Genomic DNA, 22,247 nt, shown 5'->3' with positions numbered 1-22,247 from the left:
GGCGGGGGCGAAAACCCTGCCCCAGCCGCCCCTACCGGTGGATCAGACGTACCGGTGGATCAGACGTACCGGTGGATCAGACGTACTTCTTCAGCTCGTGCCGCGCCAGCGACCGCTGATGCACCTCGTCCGGCCCGTCGGCCAGCTTCAGCGTGCGAGCGCCCGCCCACAGCTCGGCCAGCGGGAAGTCCTGACTCACACCCCCCGCGCCGTGCAACTGGATCGCCTTGTCGATGATGTCGACGACCGTACGAGGCGTGGCGATCTTGATCGCCTGGATCTCCGTGTGCGCGCCCTTGTTGCCCACGGTGTCCATCATCCAGGCGGTCTTCAGGACAAGCAGCCGAAGCTGCTCGACGGCGACCCGCGCGTCCGCGATCCAGTTGTGGACGACCCCCTGCTGGGCCAGCGACTTGCCGAACGCCTCACGGGAGACCGCCCGCCGGCACATCAGCTCGATCGCCCGCTCGGCCATGCCGATCAGCCGCATGCAGTGGTGGATACGGCCGGGCCCGAGCCGCGCCTGCGCGATGGCGAAGCCGCCGCCCTCCTCGCCGACGAGGTTCGCGACCGGCACCCGCGCCCCGTGGAAGACGACCTCCGCGTGGCCCCCGTGGGAGTGGTCCTCGTAGCCGTACACCTGCATCGCGCGCTTCACCTCGACGCCCGGGGTGTCGCGCGGCACCAGGATCATCGACTGCTGACGCCGGATGTCGGAGCCCTCGGGGTCCGTCTTGCCCATCACGATGAAGATCTTGCAGTCGGGGTTCATGGCCCCGGAGATGTACCACTTGCGGCCGGTGACGACGTACTCGTCGGTGCCGGACGCGGTATCGGTGGCCCGCTCGATCAGCGTGGTGATGTTGGTGGCGTCCGAGGAGGCCACCTCCGGCTCGGTCATCGCGAACGCCGACCGGATCTCCCCGGCGAGCAGCGGCTCCAGCCACTGCTTGCGCTGCCGCTCGTCGCCGAACTGGCTGAGCACCTCCATGTTGCCGGTGTCCGGCGCCGCGCAGTTCAGCGCGGTGGGCGCCAACTGCGGGGAGCGGCCGGTGATCTCGGCGAGCGGCGCGTACCGGAGGTTCGTCAGCCCGGCCCCGTACTCGGAGTCCGGCAGGAAGAGGTTCCACAGCCCCTGACGGCGGGCCTCGGCCTTCAACTCCTCGACCACGGCCGGGGTGTCCCACGGCGAGTCCAGCCGCTCGCGCTGCTCGTGGGCGACGGCCTCCGCCGGATAGACGTACTCGTCCATGAAGGCGAGCAGCTTGGCGCGCAGTCTCTCGGTGCGTGCGTCGAATGCGAAGTCCATGATGCGGTCAGCCTTCCTGAAGGGTGGTCAGGCCGTGCTCGATGAACACGGGCACCAGGTCGCCGATCTGGTCGAAGCCCGCGCCGACGGTCTGGCCGAGCGTGTAGCGGTAGTGGATGCCCTCCAGGATCACGGCGAGCTTGAACCACGCGAACGCCGTGTACCAGGCGACGGCGGACACGTCGCGCCCCGAGCGCGCGGCGTACCGCTCGATCAGCTCGGCCGGCGACGGGTGCCCGGCGGCCGTCGCGGTCGTGGAGACGGGGGAGTCGGTCAGCCCCAGCGGCATGCTGTACATGACCAGCAGGCCCAGGTCGGTGAGCGGGTCGCCCAGCGTGGACATCTCCCAGTCGAGGACCGCCCTGATCCGGTCGTCCTCGCCGATCAGTACGTTGTCGAGGCGGTAGTCGCCATGTACGACCGTGGCCGTGGGGGAGTGCGGCAGCTCGCGCCCGAGGGCGGCGTGCAGCTCGTCGATCCCGGCCAGCTCGCGGTTGCGGGAGGCGTCCAACTGCTTTCCCCAGCGCCGCAGTTGCCGGTCGAGGAAGCCCTCGGGCCGGCCGAAGTCGGCGAGGCCCACCTCGGCGGGGTCCACGGCGTGCAGCTCGACCAGGGTGTCGACGAGGCCGAGGACCGCACTCCGTGTGCGCTCCGGGCCGAGCGGAGCGAGCTGCTCGGCGGTCCGGTAGGGCGTGCCCTCGACGAAGTCCATGACGTAGAACGGCGCGCCCAGCACCTCCACGTCCTCGCACAGCAGCAGGGTGCGCGGCACGGGTACGGCGGTCGGGTGCAGCGCGCTGATCACCCGGTGCTCGCGCTTCATGTCGTGCGCGGTGGCCAGTACGTGCCCGAGCGGCGGCCGGCGCACGACCCACTTGGAGGTGCCGTCCGTCACCGCGTACGTGAGGTTCGACCGTCCGCCCTCGATCAGCCGGCCGGTCAGCGGGCCGTCGACCAGTCCGGGCCGCTCGCTGTCGAGCAGGCCGCGCAGCCGGTCGAGATCGAGACCTGGCGGGTGGTCTGGACTCATCGTGTTTCCTCCGTAGGCGGGAATCAGGACTCCCCACATGATGCCGACCGGTCGGTATGCCGTCCAGTGGGCAAACGAAACGTGATGGGCGTCTCGGCCGCGAAAGGTCATGGGAAACCCCGGGCCGCCACTCGCGGCTCGGGGTTTCCGGGACTCCTCCGTGGGGGCTGTCGGGCCCCGTGTCGTTCAGTGGTCGTCCCAGTGCCCTTCGTGGCGGGCGTGGCGGTGACCGTCATGAACGTAGTCGACGTGGTCGCCGTGCGTCACGGCCGGGTGCCCGCAGCCGTCGCCGTGCTCATGGCCGTGCCCCGCGTGGGAGACGTGTCCGGCCGGCTCGCACTCGTCCCAGTGCTCCGAGTGCCTGCGATGCAGATGCCCGTCGTGCGCGTAGTCGACGTGGTCGCCGTGCGGCACCTCGGCGTGCCCGCAGTCCGGACCGTGGACGTGCTGGTGGGAGGGGTGTTCGTGGTGAAGGGTGGTGGTCATGGTGCTCGCTCGCCTTCGATGTGCGGAGTGTGACATGGGCCGGGTCGGCCACATGAACCACGATATATCCGTCCAAAACGCCACGTGATGAACGTGATGAACGTGATGGACGTGACGATTGCCGGAACCTCAGAAGACCAGCGCCGCCGCGCAGACGGCCAACGCGATCGTGCACAGGGCGGCCGTGCTCGCGTGCCTGTGGGTGAACGCCTCCGGAGGCACGCTCCCGGACAGGGCGCGGATCCGTCGGTGTGCCACGGCGAGGAACCCCAGCCACAGCCCGCAGCACAGCGCGCACACCACCAGGGCGGTCACACCCGGTCCTTCGCTCAGCGCCGACTTTCCCGCGAGCACGGCGGCCACGGTTGCCGCCAGGGTCGTCCGCCGCCAGGCCAGCCGGGTGCGCTCCGGCTGCAGTCCCGGGTCCCGGCCTCCGGGTCCGCCGGCGCCCGCCGTCACTCCCAGCCCGCCAGCACGACCACCACCATCGCGATGGCCACCAGGGCCACACCGACGCTCAGCAGCGCCGGAAAGCGGGACACCGGCAGGTCCTCGCCCCTGCGCATCGCGCGCTCGCAGCGGACCCAGTGGTTCACCGACCGCAGCGCGGACAGCGCTCCTGCGGCCAGCAGTCCGAGCGCCAGCCCGGCCCGCCACTCCCACCGCAGATCCGGCAGGAACTGGTCCACGGCGAAACCGCCGCCGATCAGGGCGAGCGAGGTCCGCAGCCATGCCAGGAACGTCCGCTCGTTCGCCAACGAGAACCGGTAGTCAGGGGTGACCCCTTCCTCCTCGATCCGCGCGGGCGCGAACCACAACCGGACGTTCCGCACAAATTCGATCACACCAACGACCCTACCGGCACCCTGACAAGGGCCCCGCAGACCCACTACGGGGCGTGGGGAACGGCGCGGTCCTGCCGCGTTTCGCCTTTCGGGGGCGCGGGGAACGGCGCAGTCTTGTCGCGTTTCGCCCCTCAGGGGCGCGGGGAACGGCGCAGTCCTGTCGCTTTACGCATTTCAGGGGCGCGGGGAACGGCGCGACAAGCCCCACCGGCCCGCACAGGTGAACGAACCTGAACAAACCTCAACCCGTCCCCGCCCCACCCGCACGAAACGCCCGCAGCCGCGCATACGCAGCCACTCCGTCCGGCACGAACTCCCACTCCCCCAGCCGCTCCTCCACCTCGCCCTCGGGCAGGAACGCATGCCAGGCGACCTCCTCCACCTGAGGCCGCACAGCCACCTCGCACCGCACCTCGTACACGGCCGACCACCAGCTCTTCCCGGCCCCGTCGTCGTACAGGAACTTGAACAGGAAGGACGGCCGGGCCAGCCCGGACACCCCCAGCTCCTCCTCGGCCTCCCGCAGCGCCGCCTCGTCGTAGCTCTCGCCCGCGCCCACCACCCCGCCGACGAACATGTCGTACAGGGAGGGGAACACCAGCTTGGTCGACGTGCGCCGGTGCACGAACAAGCGCCCCTGTGCGTCCCTGACCTGGATGAACGCGCACCGATGCCGCATCCCGCGCGCGTACACGTCCCCGCGCCGGGCCCGGCCCACCACCTCGTCGTGCTCGTCGACGACGTCGAGAATCTCGTCAGCGGAACTCATCCGACCATCAAAGCAGCCCGCCGCCGGCCCGCCCCGGTCGATCGGGAGGCCGGGAGGCAGGGAGGCAGGGAGGCAGGGAGGTCAGCGGGGCTGCAGATCCCGCAGCCGCTCCTTCAGCGCCACCCCGTTCGGCATCGCGGGATGCAGTCCCAGCAGGACGACCCCCACCACGATCCCGGCGAGTCCGGCGGCCTCCCAGGCCAGCGCCCCGGTGTCGGCCCGCAACCGGTCTCCGAGAAAACCCACCCCGCACGCGATCCCGGCAAGCGGCTGCGCGGCCGTGAGCGCGGGCAGCGACATCCGCAGCGGCGCGGTCTCGAAGGCACTCTGCATGAGTACGAGCCCGGTGATCCCGAGGGCGATGACCGCGTACAGCTGCCAGCCGGTGGTGAGCGCGACCCAGCCGCCGTCGGAGAAGCGCTGTCCGCTGACCCGGGTGAGCGCGTCCTGGACCCCGTACAGCAGGCCCGCCGCCACTCCGAGTGTCGGTCCCGAGCTGAGCCGGGACCGCTTGGCGTACGCGGTGAGCAGCAGCGCGAGGCCCACCATGACCCCGATGATCAGCCAGTGCCGTACCGGGTCGGAGATCGCGTCGCCGCCGCGCGGCTGCCCGGCCACGATGAAGGCCGTCACCCCGCCGGCCAGCAGCAGAAGCCCGCCCCAGCCCTGCCGGCCGAGCGGTCGGCGGGTCTGGCGCCGGGAGAGTACGAGTGCGAAGAGCAGATTCGTGGCGAGGAGCGGCTCGACGAGGGACACCTCACCGTGCGCCAGCGCGATCGCGCCGAGCACCATGCCCACCACCATGAACGCGATGCCGCCCAGCCAGCGCGGCACCTTCACGAGGTCCAGGAGCAGCCGGGGGGAGAGGAAGTCGCCCAGGGGAGCGTGCGCCGCCGCGTTCTGCTGGAGGACGAAACCGACGCCCAGACAACAGGCCGCGCCGACGGCGAGGACGAGAACCAGAACCGACACGCTGCGTACCTCAAGACTTCGGACGGTGACGGGCGGGGGTGTGGTCGCGATCGACTGTAGCCCGAGTACCCGCGACCGGGCAGTTGACTGGGTCACTCCGTTGCCCAAGGATCTGACCGGTCGGTAACAAGCGATCGGTAACAAACGATCAATGACAAGTGATCAGTGACCGCCGGTCAGTGACAAGCCCCAGGAGGACCCGCTCATGGCGTACGACGCAGATGTGATCGTGATCGGAGCGGGGCTCGCCGGGCTCGCGGCGACCGCGGAACTCGTCGACGCGGGGCGCAAGGTGATCCTCCTCGACCAGGAGCCGGAGCAGTCGATCGGCGGCCAGGCGCACTGGTCGTTCGGCGGCCTGTTCTTCGTGGACTCGCCCGAGCAGCGCCGGATGCGTATCAAGGACAACCGCGCGCTGGCCCTCCAGGACTGGATGGGCACCGCGGCCTTCGACCGTCCTGAGGACCACTGGCCCCGCAAATGGGCCGAGGCGTACGTCGACTTCGCGGCCGGCGAGAAGCGGAGCTGGCTGCACAAGCAGGGCGTGCGCTGGTTCCCGGTGGTCAGCTGGGCCGAGCGCGGCGGCTACGACGCGAACGGCCACGGCAACTCCGTGCCGCGTTTCCACATCACCTGGGGTACGGGCCCCGGCATCGTCGCCCCCTTCGAGCGGCGGGTCCGCGAGGGCGTGGCGCGAGGCCTCGTACAGCTGAGGTTCCGCCACCGCGTGACGGGTCTGTCGCGCAGCGCGGGCGCGGTCGACACGGTGAGCGGCGAGGTCCTGGAGCCGTCGGGCGTCGAGCGCGGCCGGGCCAGCGGCCGCACGGTCAGCGGCGCCTTCGAGCTGCGGGCCCAGGCGGTGATCGTCACCTCGGGCGGCATCGGGGGCAACCACGAACTCGTGCGGGCCAACTGGCCCGAGCGCCTCGGCGCCCCGCCCGAGCGGATGATCTCCGGTGTGCCCGCGCACGTGGACGGCCGGATGCTCGGTGTCGCGGAGGACGCGGGCGCGCACTTCATCAACCGCGACCGCATGTGGCACTACACCGAGGGCATCCAGAACTGGAACCCCGTCTGGGACAAGCACGGCATCCGTATCCTCCCCGGCCCGTCCTCGCTCTGGCTGGACGCCCGCGGCAACCGGCTGCCCGTACCGCTGTTCCCGGGCTTCGACACGCTCGGCACGCTGGAGCACATCATGGGCACGGGGTACGACTACACGTGGTTCGTGCTCAACCAGAAGATCATCGGCAAGGAGTTCGCGCTCTCCGGCTCCGAGCAGAACCCCGACTTCACCGGCAAGTCCGTCAAGGGCGTCTTCCAGCGGGCACGGGCCGACGTGCCGGGGCCGGTGCAGGCGTTCATGGACAAGGGCGCCGACTTCGTCGTCGAGAAGGACCTCGGCGCACTCGTCCGCGGCATGAACGCGCTCACCAAGGAGCCGCTCATCGACGAGGCGGAACTGCGCCGCGTGATCACCGCGCGCGACCGCGAGATCGCCAACCCCTTCACCAAGGACCTCCAGGTGATGGCCGTCCGCGGCTCCCGCGCCTACCTCGGCGACCGGCTGACCCGCACGGCGACCCCGCACCGCATCCTCGACCCGAAGGCCGGTCCCCTCGTCGCCGTCCGCCTCAACATCCTCACCCGCAAGACGCTCGGCGGCCTGGAGACCGACCTCTCGTCGCGGGTGTTGACCGAGGGCGGCGACCCGCTGTCCGGGGTGTACGCGGCAGGGGAGGCAGCCGGTTTCGGGGGCGGCGGAGTGCATGGGTACCGGGCCCTCGAAGGGACGTTCCTGGGCGGCTGCCTGTTCTCCGGGCGCACGGCGGGGCGGGCGGCGGCGAAGGCCGTGGACTGACGGTGAGGCTCAACTCACCCCGCCCGGCGCCGTGTTGAAGCGTGTCAGTCATCATGGGGCCTTGACGTGAACCCGTGACGGGGGGTTGGCTGTCCGTGACCGGGAGCTGACAGAACCAGTCGACGGTGAATGTCAACCGGTCGCACAGAACAGACACTGAACATCCGCGTCGTGCGAGGGAGTTCCGCGGTGTCCCCACCTCCGCCGCCCCTCGGCCGCGCCCGCAAGCGCGCGGTCCAGCCCTTCGACGCCGCGCTCGACGACACCGAACTCGTCGCCGCCCGAGCCGCGTTGGCCCAGGGACGGTGGACCGCCGTACGCGCCCTGCTGGCCGCGACCGGTGACGACTGGGACCGCCGGGGCCACCGCGTCACGACCCTCGCCCAGGAGAGCGGCACGCTCGCCTGGGCGCGCGACTGGCAGCTCGCCGAACCCGAGTCGCCGGACGCCGCCGTGCTGCTCGCCGTCGCCACCGTCCAACGCGCTCTGCACGGCAGGGAGAAGCCGGCCAGGGCGCGTGAGGCGTGCCGTACCGCGGCCGAGGCACTGCCCGCCGACCCCACGCCCTGGCTCGGACTGCTGATGCTGGAGCGCGTCCTGGGCGCCGACCAGGACGTGGTGCGGCTCTTCGACGAGGTCCGCCACCGCTACCCCGACCATCACCACGCCCACCATCTGATGGTCGCCCGGCTCGCCGAGCGGCGCCCCGAGTCGGGGCAGGACCCGCTGCACGAGGTCTACGACTTCGCGACCTGGTCCGCCGAACAGGCGCCCGCCGACTCTCCGCTGGCGATCCTGCCCGTCGTCGCGCACGCCGAGCGCTATCGCGCCCTGGCCGCCGCCGGCAGCGAACCGCCCGACCCGGTGGCCTCCGGGCACTGGGTCGGGCGCCGGGCACGCCAGGTGATGAAGTCGGCCTTCGACTGGTGGCTGGAGTGGGAGCGCGACGACCATCCGCGCAGCCGGCTCGACCTCAACTTCCTCGTCCACGCCAAGTTCTGCGAGGGCCGGGGCGCCGAGGCCGCCGCCCTGTTCCACCGCATCGGACCGCACGCGACCGCGGTGCCGTGGTCGTACCCCGACCGGGACCCGCACAAGGCATTCCGTGCCGCACGCGACAGCGTGCTCGGCACGGTCTGAACGACCCCCCAGCCCTCCAGCCCTCCAGCCAGCCAGTCAGCCCGCCGGCCGAACGCCGTCGGCCTGCCAGCCGAAAGGACAACCCCGCCATGACGACGGGCAGTTCGCACACCACGAGTGCGTCGAGCGCGAGCACGGGCACGAGTACTGGTACGGGCACGAGTACTGGTAAGGGCACGGGCGGTCCGGCCGCCGACGGCGGCGGCATCAGCACCTTCAAGGGCCAGGACCGGGCTCTGCGTTCCGACCGGCTCGGTACGGGGGGCCTGCTGCTCTCCGTCCTCGCGGCGACCGCCCCCCTCATGGTGGTCGCAGGTGTCATGCCCACGACATTCGCGGTGATGGGTATCGTCGGGCAGCCCCTGCTCTTCGTCCTGCTCGGCATCGTGCTCGTCCTCTTCAGCGTCGGATACGCCGAGATGAGCCGCCACGTCCACAACGCCGGCGCCTTCTACGCGTACATCTCCCGAGGACTCGGCGGCCTGGCCGGCTCGGGTGCCGCGGCGGTCGCCCTCGTCGCCTACAACGCCCTCCAGGTCGGCATCTACGGCATCTTCGGCTTCGAGGTGTCCGGCCTGTTCGCCACCTACCTCGACATCGAACTCGCCTGGTGGATACCGGCGTTGCTGGCCGCCGTCCTCGTCGGAGCCCTCGGCTGGCTGAAGATCGACGTGAACGCGCGCGTGCTCGGGGTGCTGCTGCTCATCGAGGTCGCCCTCGTCGTGATCTTCGACATCGCGGCCGTCGCCGACCCCGCCAGGGAAGGCCTGTCGCTGCACGCCTTCAACCCGGACACCCTCACCGGAGCGGGCCTCGGCACCGCCCTGTGCTTCTGCGTCGCCGCGTTCCTCGGCTTCGAGCAGGCCCCCGTGTACGCGGAGGAGACCAGCCGTCCGCACATCCTGGTCCCGCGCGTGATGTTTCTCGCGATCGGGTTCGTCGCCGTGTTCTTCGCGCTCAGCTCCTGGGCGCTGACCGTCGCCGCGGGCCCCTCCGGGATCGTGGGCGCCTCCCAGAAGCAGAGCGCGGGACTGCTGTTCTTCCTCACCGAGTCACGGCTCGGCGCCACGTTCACCGACGTGCTCCATGTGCTGTTCGTGACCGGCATGTTCGCCGCGATGCTCAGCTTCCACAACGTCGTCGCCCGGTACGCCTTCGCCATGGGCCGCGAAGGACTGCTGCCCGCCGCCTTCGGCCGGACCACGGGCGCGAGCGGCGCGCCCGGCACGGGCTCACTTCTCCAGTCGGCCGTCGCCGTGGTGGCCGTCGTGGCGTTCGCCGTCGCCGACGACAAGCCGGTCGGCGACCCGACCGCGCCCGTACTGCACCTCTTCACCTGGATGGGCAACGTCGGCGCGCTCGGCGTCATCGTGCTGATGGCCACGGCCTCGCTCTCCGTCGTCGTCTTCTTCGTCCGCCGGGGCGCCGGGCGCCCCCAGGCCTGGCGCCTGGCCTGCTCGGCGATCGCGGGACTCGCGCTCCTCGTCATCGCCGTCTACACGATCAAGGACTTCGACGTCCTGGTGGGCGCGGGACCCGGCTCCTCGCTGAGCCGGCTGCTGCCCGGCATCATCGTGCTGGCCGCCGCCGCGGGCGTCGTCCAGGGCCTGTTCCTGCGCGCCCGCAAGCCCGAGACCTACGCCGGCATCGGCATGGGCAACGAGGCGTTCCAACTGGACAAGGCGGCGGGGTCCGACTCCTGAGAAATACGTAAGAAGTCATTACGGAACGCTGACGAGCACCCTTGGGCCCTGGCTTCGGGGGCCCCGGGGTGCTCGAATCAGTATGTGAACCCGGAACTTTCGTCAGCGGCCGCGGGAGGTCCCGAAGAGGGTGGCGCCCCGGTGGGGCGCCGGCTCATGCTCGGGATGCTCGGACTCGGCGCCCTCGGTGTGGTCACCGCGCCCACCCTCCAGCGCGGCCTGGAATCCTTCCTCGGCGGCGCCGCCGACAAGGACCCGACCGGTCTGACCGGCCTGCTCCCCAACGGCGGCGGCTTCCGCTACTACTCGGTCACCTCCTCCGTCCCGCACAAGGACGAGGACTCCTACCGCCTGAAGATCGACGGCCTGGTCGACCACCCCGGTACGTACACCCTGTCCGACCTGCGCGCCCTGCCGCAGACGCGGATGGTCCGGGACGTCCAGTGCGTCACCGGCTGGCGGGTGCCCGACACCCCCTTCGAAGGGGTACGCCTCTCCCGGCTGCTGGACGCGGCGGGGGTGCGCCCTTCGGCCGGGGCAGTGCGCTTCACCTGTTTCGACGGGGCGTACTCGGAGAGCCTGACGCTGGACCAGGCCCGCCGTGCCGACGTCGTCGTCGCCCTGCGCATGCAGGACAAGGACATCAACCACGCCCACGGCGGCCCCGTGCGCCTCTACGTGGCCCCCATGTACTTCTACAAGTCGGCGAAGTGGCTCTCCGGCATCACCGTCACCGAGGACGTCCGCCCCGGCTACTGGGAAGAGCGGGGTTACGACGTGGACGCCTGGGTCGGCCGTTCGAACGGGCGTGACGATGAGACCACCTGAGACACCACCTGAGACACCGCCCGAGACACCGCCTGAGGCCGACGTCTCCGGGGCACCGCCCGCCGGCGAGCGCCTCGCGGGTGCGCTGCGGGTCCGCCGCTTCACGCCCGCCGAACGCTGGGTCCACCGGACCACGGCCCTTCTGATGGGGCTGTGCGTGCTGACCGCGGGCTGCCTCTACCTGCCCCAGCTCGCCGAACTCGTCGGCCGCCGCGAGCTCGTCGTGCGGGTGCACGAGTGGTCCGGGCTGCTGCTTCCGGTGCCCGTTCTCGCCGGGCTCGCCTCGCGCGCCTTCCGGGCGGACCTGCGGCTCCTCAACCGCTTCGGACCGCACGACCGGGTCTGGCTGCGTTCCGCGCTGCGCCGGGACGCCCGGCCCGCATCCCGGCCGGCCGGTAAGTTCAACGCCGGACAGAAGACGTACGCGGCCTGGATCGCCGGGGCCGTCCTGGTCATGGTGGGCACGGGGCTGCTGATGTGGTTCACGCACCTCGCCCCGCTGGTCTGGCGCACGAGCGCGACCTTCGTCCACGACTGGCTCGCGCTGACCATCGGACTCGTCCTCGCGGGTCACATCGGGATGGCCCTCGCCCGCCCGGAGTCCCGGCGGGGACTGCGAACGGGCTCGGTCAGCCGGGAGTGGGCCGAGCGGGAGCACCCGCTCTGGCGGCCGTGACCGACCGGACGGGCTACCGGGCGAGCGTCGCCGCCAGGAGTTCGGCGGCCCCGGCGACGAGTGCCTCGTCCATCGGGGCGGACTGGTCGGACTTGGTGGACAGGACCGACAGCACGACAGGTGCCCCGCCCGGCGTCCAGGCGATGCCCACGTCATTGGTCGTGCCGTACTTGCCCGTGCCCGTCTTGTCGCCGAGCGCCCAGTCCGCGGGCAGGCCCGCGCGGAAACGATTCGTGCTGGTGGTGTTGGCCAGCAGCCACTCGGTCAGCTGCCGCCTGTCCCGGGGCACGAGCGCGTCACCGAGGGCGAGCTTCGCGTACGTCCGCCCGGCGGCGGCGGGGCTGGTGATGTCCGTCGTACGCCATGGCTCGGCCGAGTTCAGCTCGGGCTCCCACCGGTCGAGGCGGGTCGTGGTGTCCCCGATCGAGCGGCAGAAGCGGGTGATCGCGGTCGGGCCGCCCAGTTCGCGCAGCAGCAGGTTCGCCGCGGCGTTGTCGCTGTGCGCCATGGCCGCGTGGCACAGGGCGGCGACGGTCATGCCGTTGGCGAGGTTCTCCGCACGGCCCGTCAAGGGGGAGCCCCCCGCGTCCTCCAGATCCTGTGCGGTGTACCGGATCAGCAGGTCCAGGTACTCGCCGTGCCGGTCGAGGTCGCGCAGGACGGCCGCGGCGGCGAGGGTCTTGAAGACCGAACACATCGGGAAGGTCTCGTCCGCGCGGTACCGCACGGTTCTGCCTGTGGCGGTGTTGCGGGCGTAGACGCCCAGGCGGGCGTCGTGCGTCCGCTCCAGCTCGGCGAGGGCCTTGACGATGTCGGGCGTGGTCGCTCCGGACGCCGCCTGGGCCGCGTGGGCCGCGGGCGCGGCGGTCGCGAGGGCGGCTCCGGCGCCCAGGGCGAGTGCGGTTCGGCGGCCGGGGTGGGGGATTGAGCTTTTCAAGGTGACTCTCTCTTCCGCTGCGAGCGTGATCACTTGCATGGAGGAAGACTTCTGAGGGGGCCCGGTGGTTCCTGGGGCGTGAAGTGGCCGGTCGTGGGGGCTGGTCGCGCCGTTCTCCGCGCCCCTGAAAGCCGAAAGGCAAAAGATTGCGCCGTTCCCCACGCCCCTGGAGAGCCCTCCCGGGCCCCCCGGAGGTATCCCCCGGCCGACCACCAGGTTGCCGGGGAAGGAGCCCCGCCGCGCCCTACGAGGACGGCTCGTCCGCGCGTACGGCGGAGTCGGCGCCCGCGGCCACCGCGTACTCCAGTGCCCGCGGCAGCAGGTAGGTCGCCGTCACGTGCGCGGCCCCGCCGCCTTCGCCACCGCGACGACCAGGCAGCCGACGGGGCCGCACCGGTCACCGGGACGTGCTTCCCGCGCACGTCGCCGCCCGGCGCAGCGCGTGCAGGGCGACCGAAAGCGGCTCGGCCGGTGCGGCCCGCCGCAGCGGGAGCTTCGCCGACAGTGACCTCGACCGGCCCGACGGCACCACGACCTGCGCCGAGAACCCGCCCTGCACAAATGAGGAGCACCTGACCTGAGGAGCGCCTGAGGAGCGCCTGAGGAGCGCCTGAGGAGTACCTGCGGAGCGGGAGTGCTAGATCACAAGCGACAGCAGCAGCACCAGGCCTCCGGCGACCACCGAGATGATGGTCTCCATGACCGACCACGTCTTGATGGTCTGGCCGACGCTCAGGCCGAAGTACTCCTTGACCAGCCAGAACCCGGCGTCGTTCACATGGCTGAAGAACAGCGAACCGGCGCCGATCGCCAGGACGAGCAGCGCCGTGTGCGTGGTCGACATGTCGGCCGCCAGCGGGGCCACCAGACCGGCCGCCGAGATGGTGGCGACGGTCGCGGAACCTGTCGCGAGCCGGATCGCCACCGCGATCAGCCAGGCGAGCAGCAGCGCGGGGATCGACCAGTCCTTGGAGATGTCCAGGATCATCTGGCCCACCCCGCAGTCGATCAGCGTCTGCTTGAAGCCGCCGCCCGCGCCGACGATCAGCAGGATGCCCGCGATGGGGGCGAGCGACTTCTCGACGGTCGTCGAGAGCCGGCCCTTGGTGAACCCGGCAGCGCGGCCGAGCGTGAACATGGCGACGATCACGGCCGCGAGCAGCGCGATCAGCGGGGAGCCGATCACGTCGAAGACGCGCTGCACCAGGTGGGTCGGGTCGTCGACGACGATGTCCACCAGCGCCTTGGCCAGCATCAGCACGACCGGCAGCAGCACGGTGGCGATGGTGACGCCGAAGCCGGGGCGCTTCTCCAGGTCCTCGGAGGCGCGCTGGGGGATCATTTTCTCCGGCGCCGGGACGTCCACCCAGCGGGCCGCGTACTTGGAGAAGACCGGCCCCGCGATGATCACGGTCGGGATGGCGACGAGGATACCGAGGGCGAGGGTGACACCGAGGTTCGCCCCGACCGCGTCGATCGCGACCAGCGGGCCGGGGTGCGGTGGGATCAGCCCGTGCATCACCGACAGGCCCGCGAGCGCCGGGACGCCGATGCGCATCAGCGAGTAGTTGCCGCGCTTGGCCACCATCAGGACGACGGGGATGAGCAGGACGATGCCGACCTCGAAGAAGAGCGGCAGCCCGATCACCGAGGCGATCAGCACCATCGCCCAGGGCATCGAGCGGCCGCCCGCCCTGGCGAGGATCGTGTCGACGATCTGGTCGGCGCCGCCGGAGTCCGCGAGCAGCTTGCCGAGGATCGCGCCGAGCGCGATCAGGACGCCCACGCCGGCGACGGTCGAACCGAGACCGGCCGAGAAACTGGTGATCGCCTTGTCGAGCGGTGCACCGGCGAAGGCGCCGAGCGCCAGCGACCCGATGGTCAGCGCGAGGAAGGCGTGGAGCTTGAATTTGGTGATGAGCAGGACGATGACGGCGATGCCCGCCAGTACGGCGATGCCCAGCTGAGCATGGCCCGCCGAGGTGATCGGCTCGACGGGATCCGCTGCCAGCAGCTCGACGCTGAGTCTGGTCACGGTGCGTTTCCTTGTATGGGAGGGAAGAGGGGAGGGGCGCCCTGCGGGAGGCGGGGCTTTCAGTGGGCGAGGCCGTCCAGCGCCGTCACGGCTCGTTCGGTGATCTCGTCGGGGGTGCCGATGACGTCCACGGCGACACCCGTCTCGTCCGCCTGCAGCGGCTGGAGGGTGGCGAACTGGGAGTCGAGGAGCGCCGTGGGCATGAAGTGGCCCTGGCGGTGTGCCATCCGGTCCTCGATGAGCTCGCGGTCACCGGTGAGGTGCAGGAGGACGACGTCGGGAGCGGCCGCCCTGAGCCGGTCCCGGTAGTCACGCTTCAGCGCGGAGCAGCTGACGACGCCGCCGAGTCCGGCCCGCCCGTGGGCCCAGGCGCCGATGGCGTCCAGCCAGGGTCGGCGGTCCTCGTCGGTGAGCGGAGTACCGGCCGACATCTTGGCGATGTTGGCCTCGGGGTGGAAGTCGTCGGCCTCGGCGTAGGGAACGCCGAGCCGGTCCGCAAGCAGGGGCCCGATGGTGGTCTTGCCCGTGCCTGCCACGCCCATCACCACAACGACGTGGGGGGTGGTCATAGCTGCCTCGCTGTCTTCTTCGACATCGGATTCGGATGAATGTCAGGTGCCGCATCCGTCACGACACTGAAACCCATAGGTCAGACGAATTCAAGAGTCTGTGACGTATAAGTCTGACTTTTTGTTCGGGCTCTCTCCCTCGTACCCTGAACCCATGAGCACACCCGGCCGGGGGCTGCACGGCCATGTACTGGAAAGCCTCGGGCCATCGATCACCGCGGGCGAGTACCCCCCGGGCAGCGTTCTGCGCACGGACGAACTGGCGCAGCGTTTCGAGGTGTCACGCTCGGTGATGCGTGAGGCGGTCCGGGTCCTGGAGTCGATGTACCTCGTCGAGTCCCGCCGCCGGGTCGGCGTGACCGTCCGTCCCGCGAACGAGTGGAATGTCTACGACCCGCAGGTCATCCGGTGGCGTCTGGCGGGTGCCGACCGGCCGCGCCAGCTGCGCTCGCTGACCGTGCTGCGGTGTGCCGTGGAGCCCGTCGCGGCGGGGTTGGCCGCGAAGCATGCCACGGCCGAGCAGTGTGCGGAACTGACCGAGTGCGCGCTCGGCATGGTGGCGCACTCACGCGGCCACAAGCTGGAGGGGTATCTCGTCCATGACATCGCCTTCCACCGGATCGTGCTGAACGCCTCCGGCAACGAGATGTTCGCGCGGCTCGGGGATGTGGTGGCCGAGGTGCTGGCCGGGCGTACGCATCATCAGGTGATGTTCGAGGATCCCGACCCCGCGGCGGTGACGCTGCATGTGCGGGTCGCTGAGGCGGTGCGGGCCGGTGACGCCGTGCGGGCGGAGGCGTTGACGCGGGAGGTCGTGCTCGGTGCGCTTCAGGAGTTGGACATTCTCAGCCCGGAGGGCTGACACGTCCCGACTTGCTGCCGGCTGCGGGTACGTCGTGGCTGGTCGCGCCGTTCCCCGCGCCCCCTGGGAGCTGCGCCCCCTGAAAGGCAAAAGCCGAAAGACCGCGCCGTTCCCCGCGCCCCTAGGACACGTCTCCGTCCACATACACCCAGGCGCCGTCCGCCCGTTCGAAGCGGCTGTGTTCGTGGAGTGAGCCGCCCGCGTAGGTCGCGCGGAATGTCACCGTGCCCGTGGTGTGGAAGGGCGTGCCCTCCGTCGTGGCCAGGATCACCAGGCCCGTCCAGCGTGTCGCCGGGTCCAGGTCCAGGTGGGTCGGTCTGGTGCGGGGATGCCAGGTGCGCAACAGGTATGCCTCGTCGCGCTTGACGAACGCGCAGTAGCGCGAGCGCATCAGTGCCTCGGCGGTCGGCGCCGCACCCTCACCCCGGTGAAACCGGCCACAGCACTCCTCGTACGTCTCCGCAAGACCGCAAGGGCATGAGGGGTTGTGCGCGGGAGCGGAACGGCGCTGGTTGCGAGAGTGCGGGGTGCGTCGGGACATGCGCTCCATTCTGCTGCACCACGGCCTGTGGCGGATCGGTGAATCAGGCGCTCCGACACGAGTACATCGTGTGCGAGCTGTGTGCACTGCCCTCCACCGAATCTCCGCAAGGGGTGGCGTGAACACGCCTTGCATACGCAACTGCTCAGGCAGCACGGTGGATCGAGCACTTGAGCATCAGGAGTCACAAGCGTGCTGCTTGACCCCGGACGGCCGTCCGGCCGGGGCACTGACGGGGGAAACTGATGCGGTGCCGTGGACCGGTTGTGCTCTCGTGCGCCCGGTGGAGCTCCGCGTGCGCCGGACAAAAAAGCCCCCTCTGTCGCCTCTTGGTGCATATGATCCGATGCCCGAGCATGGATTTGGAGGGGGAACGCCGATGACCTCGGTGAACGCTGCCAGGCCGACTTATCCCGGCGTCTACGTCGAAGAACTTCCCAGCAGCACACGGACCATCTCGACCGTCACCACTTCGGTGACCGCCTTCGTGGGGCACACCCGGCGCGGCCCGCTGAACGAGCCGGTGCGCGTCACAAGCTTCACCGAGTTCGAGCGCCGTTTCGGGGGCCTGAGCTCGCGGAGCGCCGTCGGCTACGCGGTGCACCAGTTCTTCGGCAACGGCGGCACGGTCGCCGTGATCGTCCGCGTCGCCAAGGCGAACAGCGGCAAGGCCGCCCGCGTCACCCTGCAGTCCACCGAGGGCCACAGCGCAAGCGCGGTCCTCGAAGTGCACGCCAAGGAGTCCGGCGGGTGGGGCAACGGCCTGCGCGTCGCCGTCGACTACGACACACCCTGCCCGGACGAGACCTTCAACCTGAGGGTGTACGACGCCAAGGGCCGGGCCCGGGAGAGCTTCACCGGGCTGTCCATGGACACCTCGCACGGCCGGTACGCGCCGACGGTGGTCAACGCCGGGTCGCGGCTCGTCCGCGTCGAGGCCGTGGGCGAGGGCCGGCCCGACCCGTCCGGCACCGTTTCCAAGCCGTTCGGCCACGAACTGCCCAATCTCGCCGTCGACCTGACGGTCAAGATCGGTGACGTCGAGCGCGAGTTCACGCTGTTCGACCCCGACTGCGACGGCGAATCCCCGTCCACCGTGGCCGAGTTGGCCCTGCTGCTCGAACGCAAGCTGCGGGCGCTGCCCGACGCGCCGGGGCGACACGCCTTCGCGGGCGTCGAGGTCACCGCCTTCGGCAGGCGCCTACAGGTCGTCGCGGGCTCCACCGACCCCGACGACGTCGTCCGGTTCGTCGGCGAGTGCGCCAACGACCTGGGCCTTGAGGCCTCCGTCAACCCGCCCGTCTTCCCGCTGGAGGACGGCGAGGACGGCGAGGCCCCCGGCCCGCGCGACCTCATCGGCAGCGAGGCAGGCAAGACCGGCCTCCAGGCGCTGCGCGGGGTCGCGGACGTCAACCTGCTCGTCCTGCCGGAACTCGCGGCGTACGAGTCGGCCGACGACGCGATCACGGTCGTCTCCGCGGCCCAGCGGCTCTGCGAGGAGCGGCGGATCTTCCTGCTCGTCGACGCGCCCGGCACCTGGGTCAGCGTGGACACCGCCCGCGCCGGACTCGCCGCCTTCGACGCCGTCCGCGGCAACCACGCCGGCCTGTACTTCCCGCACCTGCGGCTCACCGACCCGCTCACCGGCCGGCTGCGTTCCTTCCCGCCGTCGGGCGCGGTCGCGGGTGTCATCGCGCGCACGGATGCCGAGCGCGGCGTGTGGAAGGCGCCGGCCGGCACCGAGGCACGGCTCGCGGGCGTCCACTCGCTCACCGTCGACCTCACCGACCGCGAGAGCGGACTGCTCAACCCGCTCGGTGTCAACTGCCTGCGCACCCTGCCGATGGTGGGCCCGCTCGTATGGGGGGCGCGCACCCTGGAGGGCTCCGACGCGCTCGACAGCGAGTGGAAGTACGTGTCCGTGCGACGGCTCGCCCTGCATGTCGAGGAGAGCCTGCAACGCGGCCTGCATTGGGTCGTGTTCGAGCCCAACGACGAGAACCTGTGGCAGCAGATCCGCCTCGGCGCCTCCTCGTATCTGCACACGCTCTTCCGGCAGGGCGCCTTCAAGGGCGGCACACCGCGCGAGGCGTACTTCGTCAAGTGCGACCGCGACACCACGACGGACGAGGACATCGCGAACGGTGTCGTCAACGTACTGGTCGGCATCGCACCGGTCAGGCCGGCCGAGTTCGTGGTCGTCAGAATCCAGCAGACGTCCGGGCAGTTCGAGCTCTAGAACCGACAAGCCGGCGAGGGAGAACGTGAAGGAAACCGATGGCTGAGTTCACTGTCAACGCCCAGCGTTTCGACCCCTACAAGAACTTCAAGTTCCTCGTGCTGTGGGACGGTCGCACGGTCGCGGGCATCAGCAAGATCAGTCCACTGAAGCGGACCACCGAGGTCGTCAAGCACCGGCACGGCGGCGACCCCAGCTCGCCGCGCAAGTCGCCGGGGCGCTCCGAGTTCGAGGGCATCACGCTGGAGCGCGGGGTCACGCACGACGCCGAGTTCGACCGCTGGGCCAACAAGGTCTGGCAGGTCGGCGCGGGCCTCGGCTCCGAGGTGTCCCTCGCCGACTTCCGCAAGGACATCGTGATCCAGGTCCTCAACGAGGCCGGGCAGGTGGCCGTCTCGCACAAGCTCTACCGCACCTGGCCCAGCGAGTACCAGGTGCTCGGCGAGCTGGACGCCAACGCCAACGCGGTGGCCATCCAGTCGCTGAAGCTCGAATGCGAGGGCTGGGAGCGGGACTACGAGGTGCCCGAGCCGGAGGAGCCCTCGTTCCTGAACCCCGCCTGACCGGCGGGGGGTTGCGCGACAGCCAGGACAGCCAGACGGCTGGACGGGGCTGAACGGCTAGGACAGCAAGGGCTGCGGGGGCTGCGGGGGCAGCGGGGAGCCAGAACGGCCAGAACGGCTAGAACGGCTAGTACGGCCAGTAGCTCTAGTAGGGCCAGTAGGGAACGGGGGCGGGCATGACGATCACTCGGGCGGCCGAACTACTCACCACCTGGGAGACCGGGCTTGCCCAGGTTCCGTCCGGACGCGCCCTGCTGCTGCACCGCGCGGCCCGCCCGGACGCCGGGGGCGAGACGCTGTCCGCGCTGCCGGTGGGCGAGCGCGAGGCGGACCTCTTCGCACTGCGCCGGACTCTGTTCGGCGAACGGATGCAGGTCCGCCTCGGCTGTTCCGCCTGCGCCGAGGACATGGAATTCGACCTCGAAGCGGCGGAGTTGGCCCGGTCGACAGGCAGTCCCGCCCCGTCCTCGGTGCGGGTCGCGCAGGACGGCTGGGAGGTCGAACTCCGGGTGCCGAGTGCCGCCGACCTGACGGCGGCGGCCCGGCACCCGGAACCCCGCCGGGCCCTGCTGGAACGGTGCGTCGTCTCGGCCGTACGCCACGGAGCCGACGTCCCCGCCGACGCGCTGCCCGAGGAGGTGCAGCGCCGGCTGGCAGAGGCCGCCCAGGAGGCCGACCCGGGCGCCGATCTCACGCTCAACGTCAACTGCCCCGAGTGCGGAGCGGCCACCCGCGCCGAACTCGACATCGCCTCCTATCTGTGGACCGAACTGGACGCATGGGCGCGCGACGTGCTCCTCGACGTCCATCTGCTCGCCACCGCCTACGGCTGGAGCGAGCCGGAGATCCTGGCGCTGAGCCCGCTGCGGCGCCGCTACTACCTGGAGCTGTGTGCCGATGTCTGACCCCCTGGGCGGACGCCCCGAGCAGGAGCGGGCGTCAAGGTCGCCCGACTTCTTCGACCGGCTGCTCGCCCGGCACACCCCGGCCGCCGTGCCGCCCGCGGACGTGGTGCGGCTGCGACCGCGACTGGCCGGCCCCTTCGAACGGGCCGAGGCGGTACGGGCCACCGCGCCCGAGCCGGACACGGCGGGAGCACTGTGGCCGACCGCACCCCAACAGAGCCCGTGGGGCCCGGACTTGGTGAGCCCGACCGTGCGCGAGGTCCAGCTCCGTACAGAGCGCGAGCGGACCGTCGTACAGGCCGGGCGGCCGGTGTCCGAGGAGCCGACGCCCCGGCCCAAGCCGCGGGGACTGCCCGAGGCGCCGTTGCTGAGGCCCGCCGCCGAGGTCGTACGGGCATTGCGGCCGGCGCCCGACGTCGTGCGGCGTCCCGCCGGACGGGGCGAGCCGGAGCGGGCTTCCACCCCGAGCGCGGTGTCCGTGCCCCTCCCCTCGGGCACGGCCGTCGCTCACCCCGCTGCCGGGTCCACCGCGCCGCGACCCAGCGCCGCGGACACGGCGGCGGCCCGCGACGCCGTACGGCAGGCCACGGGCCGACGGTCCGGGCGTGGCGGCGAACAGGTGGTTCAGGTGCAGATCGGGCGCCTCGAAGTGACGGCGGCGGGTGCGGCCCCGGCCGGCGGCAGCCGTCGGTCCGCCGCTCCCGGGCGACCGGCGGCGACCGTGAGTCTGGCGGACTACTTGGCGAGGGGGCGCGAGTGAAGCACGCGGGGACACGCGGAACGGGCGACCGATCCGCGGACCGGACGACAGACGGACCGACTGGTCGAGGGACAAGCCGACCGGCGGAGCGGCGGACCAGTGGGGCTAAGGAACCGCGGACCAGTGGGACTGAGGAACTGACGTCATGAGCAACGCACTCGCCATCGCCCACGTCACCCAGGCCCTCGCCCTGCTGATCGAGGCCAACCTGCAGCCCGGGATCGACATGGCCGTCAAGGTCGAGCCGCGCAAGCCGTCGGCCGACCCGCCCGCCGATCCCACGATCACCGTCTTCCTCTACCAGGTCACCCCCAACACCTCGCAGCGCGGCACCGACCTGCCGACGCGCGCTTCCGACGGCACGCTGCTGAAGCGGGCCGCGACGGCGCTTGACCTGCACTTCCTCATCAGCGCGTACGGCGACGAGACGGAACTGGTGGGCCATCGGCTGATCGGCTCCGTCGTGCGCACGCTGCACGAGATCCCCGTCCTGCCGCTGGACATCATCGAACTGGCGGGGGAGAAGCCGTACTTGGCGGACAGTGACCTCGCCGACGCTGCGCAGCGGGTGCGGTTCACGCCCACGGTGATGGACATCGACGAGACCTCGAAGCTCTGGGGGATGCTCCACCAGACCCCGTACACCCTCTCGGTGGTCTACCAGGCGGCGCTCGTCCTGATCGAGGGCCGCGAGATACCGGTGGTGGCGAAGCCGGTGGAGCGGTCGACGGTACGGGTACTGCCGTTCGGCGCGCCGGGAGCGCCGGGTGCGCCCGGGGGGCCCGATGGGCCGGTTTCACCCGGGGCAGGTGACGCGTCCGGCGCACCCGGCGCCCCGGACGGCGGCGCACCCGTCAAAACCACCGCCGCGAAGGAACCGGCCGGGACGTCGGCCGGGACGTCGGCCGAGACCGCGACCGCGACTGGGACTGGGACCTCGATCGGGACTGTGACTGGGACAGCGACCGGAACGACCTCCGGGAAGGCGCCGGTGAAGGCTGCGGCCAAGGCGGCGGCCCGTACCCGCAAGGGGGCGCAGCCCAGCAAGGCAACCCAGGCAACTCAGGCGACCCAGGCGACCCAGGCAGGCAGGTCCGCGCGCCGCGCGGCCAAGGGCGCGACGCCCGCGACCCCGACGTCCATGCCCCCGACGGACTCCATGACAGCCGACGGCGGTCCCGACCGCACGGAACGGTGAGGCGGGATGCGGACGACGG

At 71.1% G+C, this 22,247-nt stretch carries 22 protein-coding genes and 1 pseudogene; 11 read left to right on the top strand and 12 right to left on the bottom strand.

The genetic code is table 11. From position 1 onward, the window contains the following. Positions 1–76: 76 nt before the first annotated feature. The 7 genes from ACIOKD_RS11470 to ACIOKD_RS11440 form a co-directional block, all read right to left on the bottom strand. Positions 77–1,309 (bottom strand): acyl-CoA dehydrogenase family protein, encoded by a 1,233-nt coding sequence (locus ACIOKD_RS11470; protein WP_402081420.1) that lies wholly within the window; start codon positions 1,307–1,309, stop codon positions 77–79. A 7-nt stretch (positions 1,310–1,316) separates the two neighbouring features. After that, positions 1,317–2,339, bottom strand: coding sequence for a phosphotransferase family protein (locus ACIOKD_RS11465; RefSeq protein WP_402081418.1), 1,023 nt, complete (start codon positions 2,337–2,339; stop codon positions 1,317–1,319). Positions 2,340–2,525: 186 nt separating this feature from the next. Then, positions 2,526–2,825, bottom strand: coding sequence for a hypothetical protein (locus tag ACIOKD_RS11460; RefSeq protein ID WP_402081415.1), 300 nt, complete (start codon positions 2,823–2,825; stop codon positions 2,526–2,528). A gap of 129 nt (positions 2,826–2,954) precedes the next feature. Next, entirely contained in the window at positions 2,955–3,284 is a 330-nt protein-coding gene (locus ACIOKD_RS11455) for a DUF202 domain-containing protein (protein WP_402081413.1), read from the bottom strand. Beyond that, on the bottom strand, positions 3,281–3,670 hold the full coding sequence (locus tag ACIOKD_RS11450) for a YidH family protein (protein ID WP_402081410.1): 390 nt from the start codon (positions 3,668–3,670) through the stop codon (positions 3,281–3,283). Before ACIOKD_RS11450 ends, ACIOKD_RS11455 begins: the two co-directional genes overlap by 4 nt. Positions 3,671–3,911: 241 nt before the next feature. Further along, positions 3,912–4,439, bottom strand: coding sequence for an NUDIX domain-containing protein (locus ACIOKD_RS11445; protein ID WP_402081408.1), 528 nt, complete (start codon positions 4,437–4,439; stop codon positions 3,912–3,914). A gap of 81 nt (positions 4,440–4,520) precedes the next feature. Next, the gene (locus tag ACIOKD_RS11440; protein ID WP_402081405.1) at positions 4,521–5,411 is read right to left on the bottom strand and encodes a DMT family transporter; all 891 of its coding nucleotides are present in this window, start codon (positions 5,409–5,411) and stop codon (positions 4,521–4,523) included. A gap of 205 nt (positions 5,412–5,616) precedes the next feature. On the opposite strand from ACIOKD_RS11440, the gene ACIOKD_RS11435 reads away from it, so the two are divergent. The 5 genes from ACIOKD_RS11435 (at position 5,617) to ACIOKD_RS11415 (ending at position 11,619) form a co-directional block, all read left to right on the top strand. Next, positions 5,617–7,272, top strand: a complete 1,656-nt coding sequence (locus tag ACIOKD_RS11435) for an FAD-binding dehydrogenase (protein ID WP_402081402.1) — start codon at positions 5,617–5,619, stop codon at positions 7,270–7,272. Positions 7,273–7,461: 189 nt separating this feature from the next. Next, on the top strand, positions 7,462–8,412 hold the full coding sequence (locus tag ACIOKD_RS11430) for a hypothetical protein (RefSeq protein ID WP_402081399.1): 951 nt from the start codon (positions 7,462–7,464) through the stop codon (positions 8,410–8,412). A gap of 89 nt (positions 8,413–8,501) precedes the next feature. Next, a complete protein-coding gene (locus ACIOKD_RS11425; RefSeq protein ID WP_402081396.1) occupies positions 8,502–10,115 on the top strand; it encodes an APC family permease in 1,614 nt (537 codons plus the stop codon). A gap of 156 nt (positions 10,116–10,271) precedes the next feature. Continuing rightward, entirely contained in the window at positions 10,272–10,943 is a 672-nt protein-coding gene (locus ACIOKD_RS11420; protein ID WP_402081729.1) for a molybdopterin-dependent oxidoreductase, read from the top strand. Then, positions 10,924–11,619, top strand: a complete 696-nt coding sequence (locus ACIOKD_RS11415) for a cytochrome b/b6 domain-containing protein (RefSeq protein ID WP_402081394.1) — start codon at positions 10,924–10,926, stop codon at positions 11,617–11,619. The genes ACIOKD_RS11420 and ACIOKD_RS11415 overlap by 20 nt, the downstream gene beginning before the upstream one ends. A gap of 13 nt (positions 11,620–11,632) precedes the next feature. Here the strand turns inward: ACIOKD_RS11415 and bla are convergent, their stop codons facing one another. From bla to ACIOKD_RS11395, 4 genes and pseudogenes are all read right to left on the bottom strand, one after another. Then, on the bottom strand, positions 11,633–12,556 hold the full coding sequence (gene bla, locus ACIOKD_RS11410; RefSeq protein ID WP_402081392.1) for a class A beta-lactamase: 924 nt from the start codon (positions 12,554–12,556) through the stop codon (positions 11,633–11,635). Positions 12,557–12,809: 253 nt separating this feature from the next. Then, positions 12,810–13,115 (bottom strand): annotated as a pseudogene (locus ACIOKD_RS11405) (L-idonate 5-dehydrogenase); the annotation flags it as partial. 78 nt (positions 13,116–13,193) lie between these two features. Beyond that, a complete protein-coding gene (locus ACIOKD_RS11400; protein WP_402081389.1) occupies positions 13,194–14,591 on the bottom strand; it encodes a gluconate:H+ symporter in 1,398 nt (465 codons plus the stop codon). Positions 14,592–14,650: 59 nt separating this feature from the next. Beyond that, a complete protein-coding gene (locus ACIOKD_RS11395; protein WP_402081387.1) occupies positions 14,651–15,160 on the bottom strand; it encodes a gluconokinase in 510 nt (169 codons plus the stop codon). Between the two features lie 154 nt (positions 15,161–15,314). Between ACIOKD_RS11395 and ACIOKD_RS11390 the strand changes: the two genes are divergently transcribed. Beyond that, positions 15,315–16,022: a FadR/GntR family transcriptional regulator gene (locus ACIOKD_RS11390; protein ID WP_402081384.1), complete on the top strand. Its 708-nt coding sequence runs from the start codon at positions 15,315–15,317 to the stop codon at positions 16,020–16,022. Between the two features lie 121 nt (positions 16,023–16,143). Here the strand turns inward: ACIOKD_RS11390 and ACIOKD_RS11385 are convergent, their stop codons facing one another. Then, positions 16,144–16,563, bottom strand: a complete 420-nt coding sequence (locus ACIOKD_RS11385; RefSeq protein ID WP_402081380.1) for a YchJ family protein — start codon at positions 16,561–16,563, stop codon at positions 16,144–16,146. A 379-nt stretch (positions 16,564–16,942) separates the two neighbouring features. Here ACIOKD_RS11385 and ACIOKD_RS11380 point away from each other — a divergent pair, with 379 nt between their 5' ends. The 5 genes from ACIOKD_RS11380 (at position 16,943) to ACIOKD_RS11360 (ending at position 22,228) form a co-directional block, all read left to right on the top strand. Continuing rightward, positions 16,943–18,802, top strand: coding sequence for a phage tail sheath family protein (locus ACIOKD_RS11380; RefSeq protein ID WP_402081378.1), 1,860 nt, complete (start codon positions 16,943–16,945; stop codon positions 18,800–18,802). Between the two features lie 38 nt (positions 18,803–18,840). Next, a complete protein-coding gene (locus ACIOKD_RS11375; RefSeq protein WP_398289060.1) occupies positions 18,841–19,365 on the top strand; it encodes a phage tail protein in 525 nt (174 codons plus the stop codon). A gap of 176 nt (positions 19,366–19,541) precedes the next feature. Beyond that, positions 19,542–20,270: a hypothetical protein gene (locus tag ACIOKD_RS11370; protein WP_402081375.1), complete on the top strand. Its 729-nt coding sequence runs from the start codon at positions 19,542–19,544 to the stop codon at positions 20,268–20,270. Next, positions 20,263–21,030, top strand: a complete 768-nt coding sequence (locus ACIOKD_RS11365; RefSeq protein ID WP_402081374.1) for a hypothetical protein — start codon at positions 20,263–20,265, stop codon at positions 21,028–21,030. Before ACIOKD_RS11370 ends, ACIOKD_RS11365 begins: the two co-directional genes overlap by 8 nt. Before the next feature lie 145 nt (positions 21,031–21,175). Further along, positions 21,176–22,228 (top strand): DUF4255 domain-containing protein, encoded by a 1,053-nt coding sequence (locus ACIOKD_RS11360; protein WP_402081372.1) that lies wholly within the window; start codon positions 21,176–21,178, stop codon positions 22,226–22,228. Positions 22,229–22,247: the final 19 nt, after the last annotated feature.

This window comes from Streptomyces sp. NPDC087844, from assembly GCF_044742785.1.
Taxonomy (GTDB): Bacteria; Actinomycetota; Actinomycetes; order Streptomycetales; family Streptomycetaceae; genus Streptomyces.
The sequence above is the reverse complement of the archived record's forward strand: the minus strand, read 5'-3'. Positions and strand labels throughout refer to the sequence as shown.

Excerpts from the sequence above, each read along its gene's own strand:
- ACIOKD_RS11470 (WP_402081420.1), bottom strand. The coding sequence starts at position 1,309 with ATGGACTTCGCATTCGACGCACGCACCGAGAGACTGCGCGCCAAGCTG.
- ACIOKD_RS11465 (WP_402081418.1), bottom strand. The coding sequence starts at position 2,339 with ATGAGTCCAGACCACCCGCCAGGTCTCGATCTCGACCGGCTGCGCGGC.
- ACIOKD_RS11460 (WP_402081415.1), bottom strand. The coding sequence starts at position 2,825 with ATGACCACCACCCTTCACCACGAACACCCCTCCCACCAGCACGTCCAC.
- ACIOKD_RS11445 (WP_402081408.1), bottom strand. The coding sequence starts at position 4,439 with ATGAGTTCCGCTGACGAGATTCTCGACGTCGTCGACGAGCACGACGAG.
- ACIOKD_RS11435 (WP_402081402.1), top strand. The coding sequence starts at position 5,617 with ATGGCGTACGACGCAGATGTGATCGTGATCGGAGCGGGGCTCGCCGGG.
- ACIOKD_RS11425 (WP_402081396.1), top strand. The coding sequence starts at position 8,502 with ATGACGACGGGCAGTTCGCACACCACGAGTGCGTCGAGCGCGAGCACG.
- ACIOKD_RS11420 (WP_402081729.1), top strand. The coding sequence starts at position 10,272 with ATGCTCGGGATGCTCGGACTCGGCGCCCTCGGTGTGGTCACCGCGCCC.
- ACIOKD_RS11395 (WP_402081387.1), bottom strand. The coding sequence starts at position 15,160 with ATGACCACCCCCCACGTCGTTGTGGTGATGGGCGTGGCAGGCACGGGC.
- ACIOKD_RS11390 (WP_402081384.1), top strand. The coding sequence starts at position 15,315 with ATGAGCACACCCGGCCGGGGGCTGCACGGCCATGTACTGGAAAGCCTC.
- ACIOKD_RS11385 (WP_402081380.1), bottom strand. The coding sequence starts at position 16,563 with ATGTCCCGACGCACCCCGCACTCTCGCAACCAGCGCCGTTCCGCTCCC.
- ACIOKD_RS11380 (WP_402081378.1), top strand. The coding sequence starts at position 16,943 with ATGACCTCGGTGAACGCTGCCAGGCCGACTTATCCCGGCGTCTACGTC.
- ACIOKD_RS11375 (WP_398289060.1), top strand. The coding sequence starts at position 18,841 with ATGGCTGAGTTCACTGTCAACGCCCAGCGTTTCGACCCCTACAAGAAC.
- ACIOKD_RS11370 (WP_402081375.1), top strand. The coding sequence starts at position 19,542 with ATGACGATCACTCGGGCGGCCGAACTACTCACCACCTGGGAGACCGGG.
- ACIOKD_RS11365 (WP_402081374.1), top strand. The coding sequence starts at position 20,263 with ATGTCTGACCCCCTGGGCGGACGCCCCGAGCAGGAGCGGGCGTCAAGG.
- ACIOKD_RS11360 (WP_402081372.1), top strand. The coding sequence starts at position 21,176 with ATGAGCAACGCACTCGCCATCGCCCACGTCACCCAGGCCCTCGCCCTG.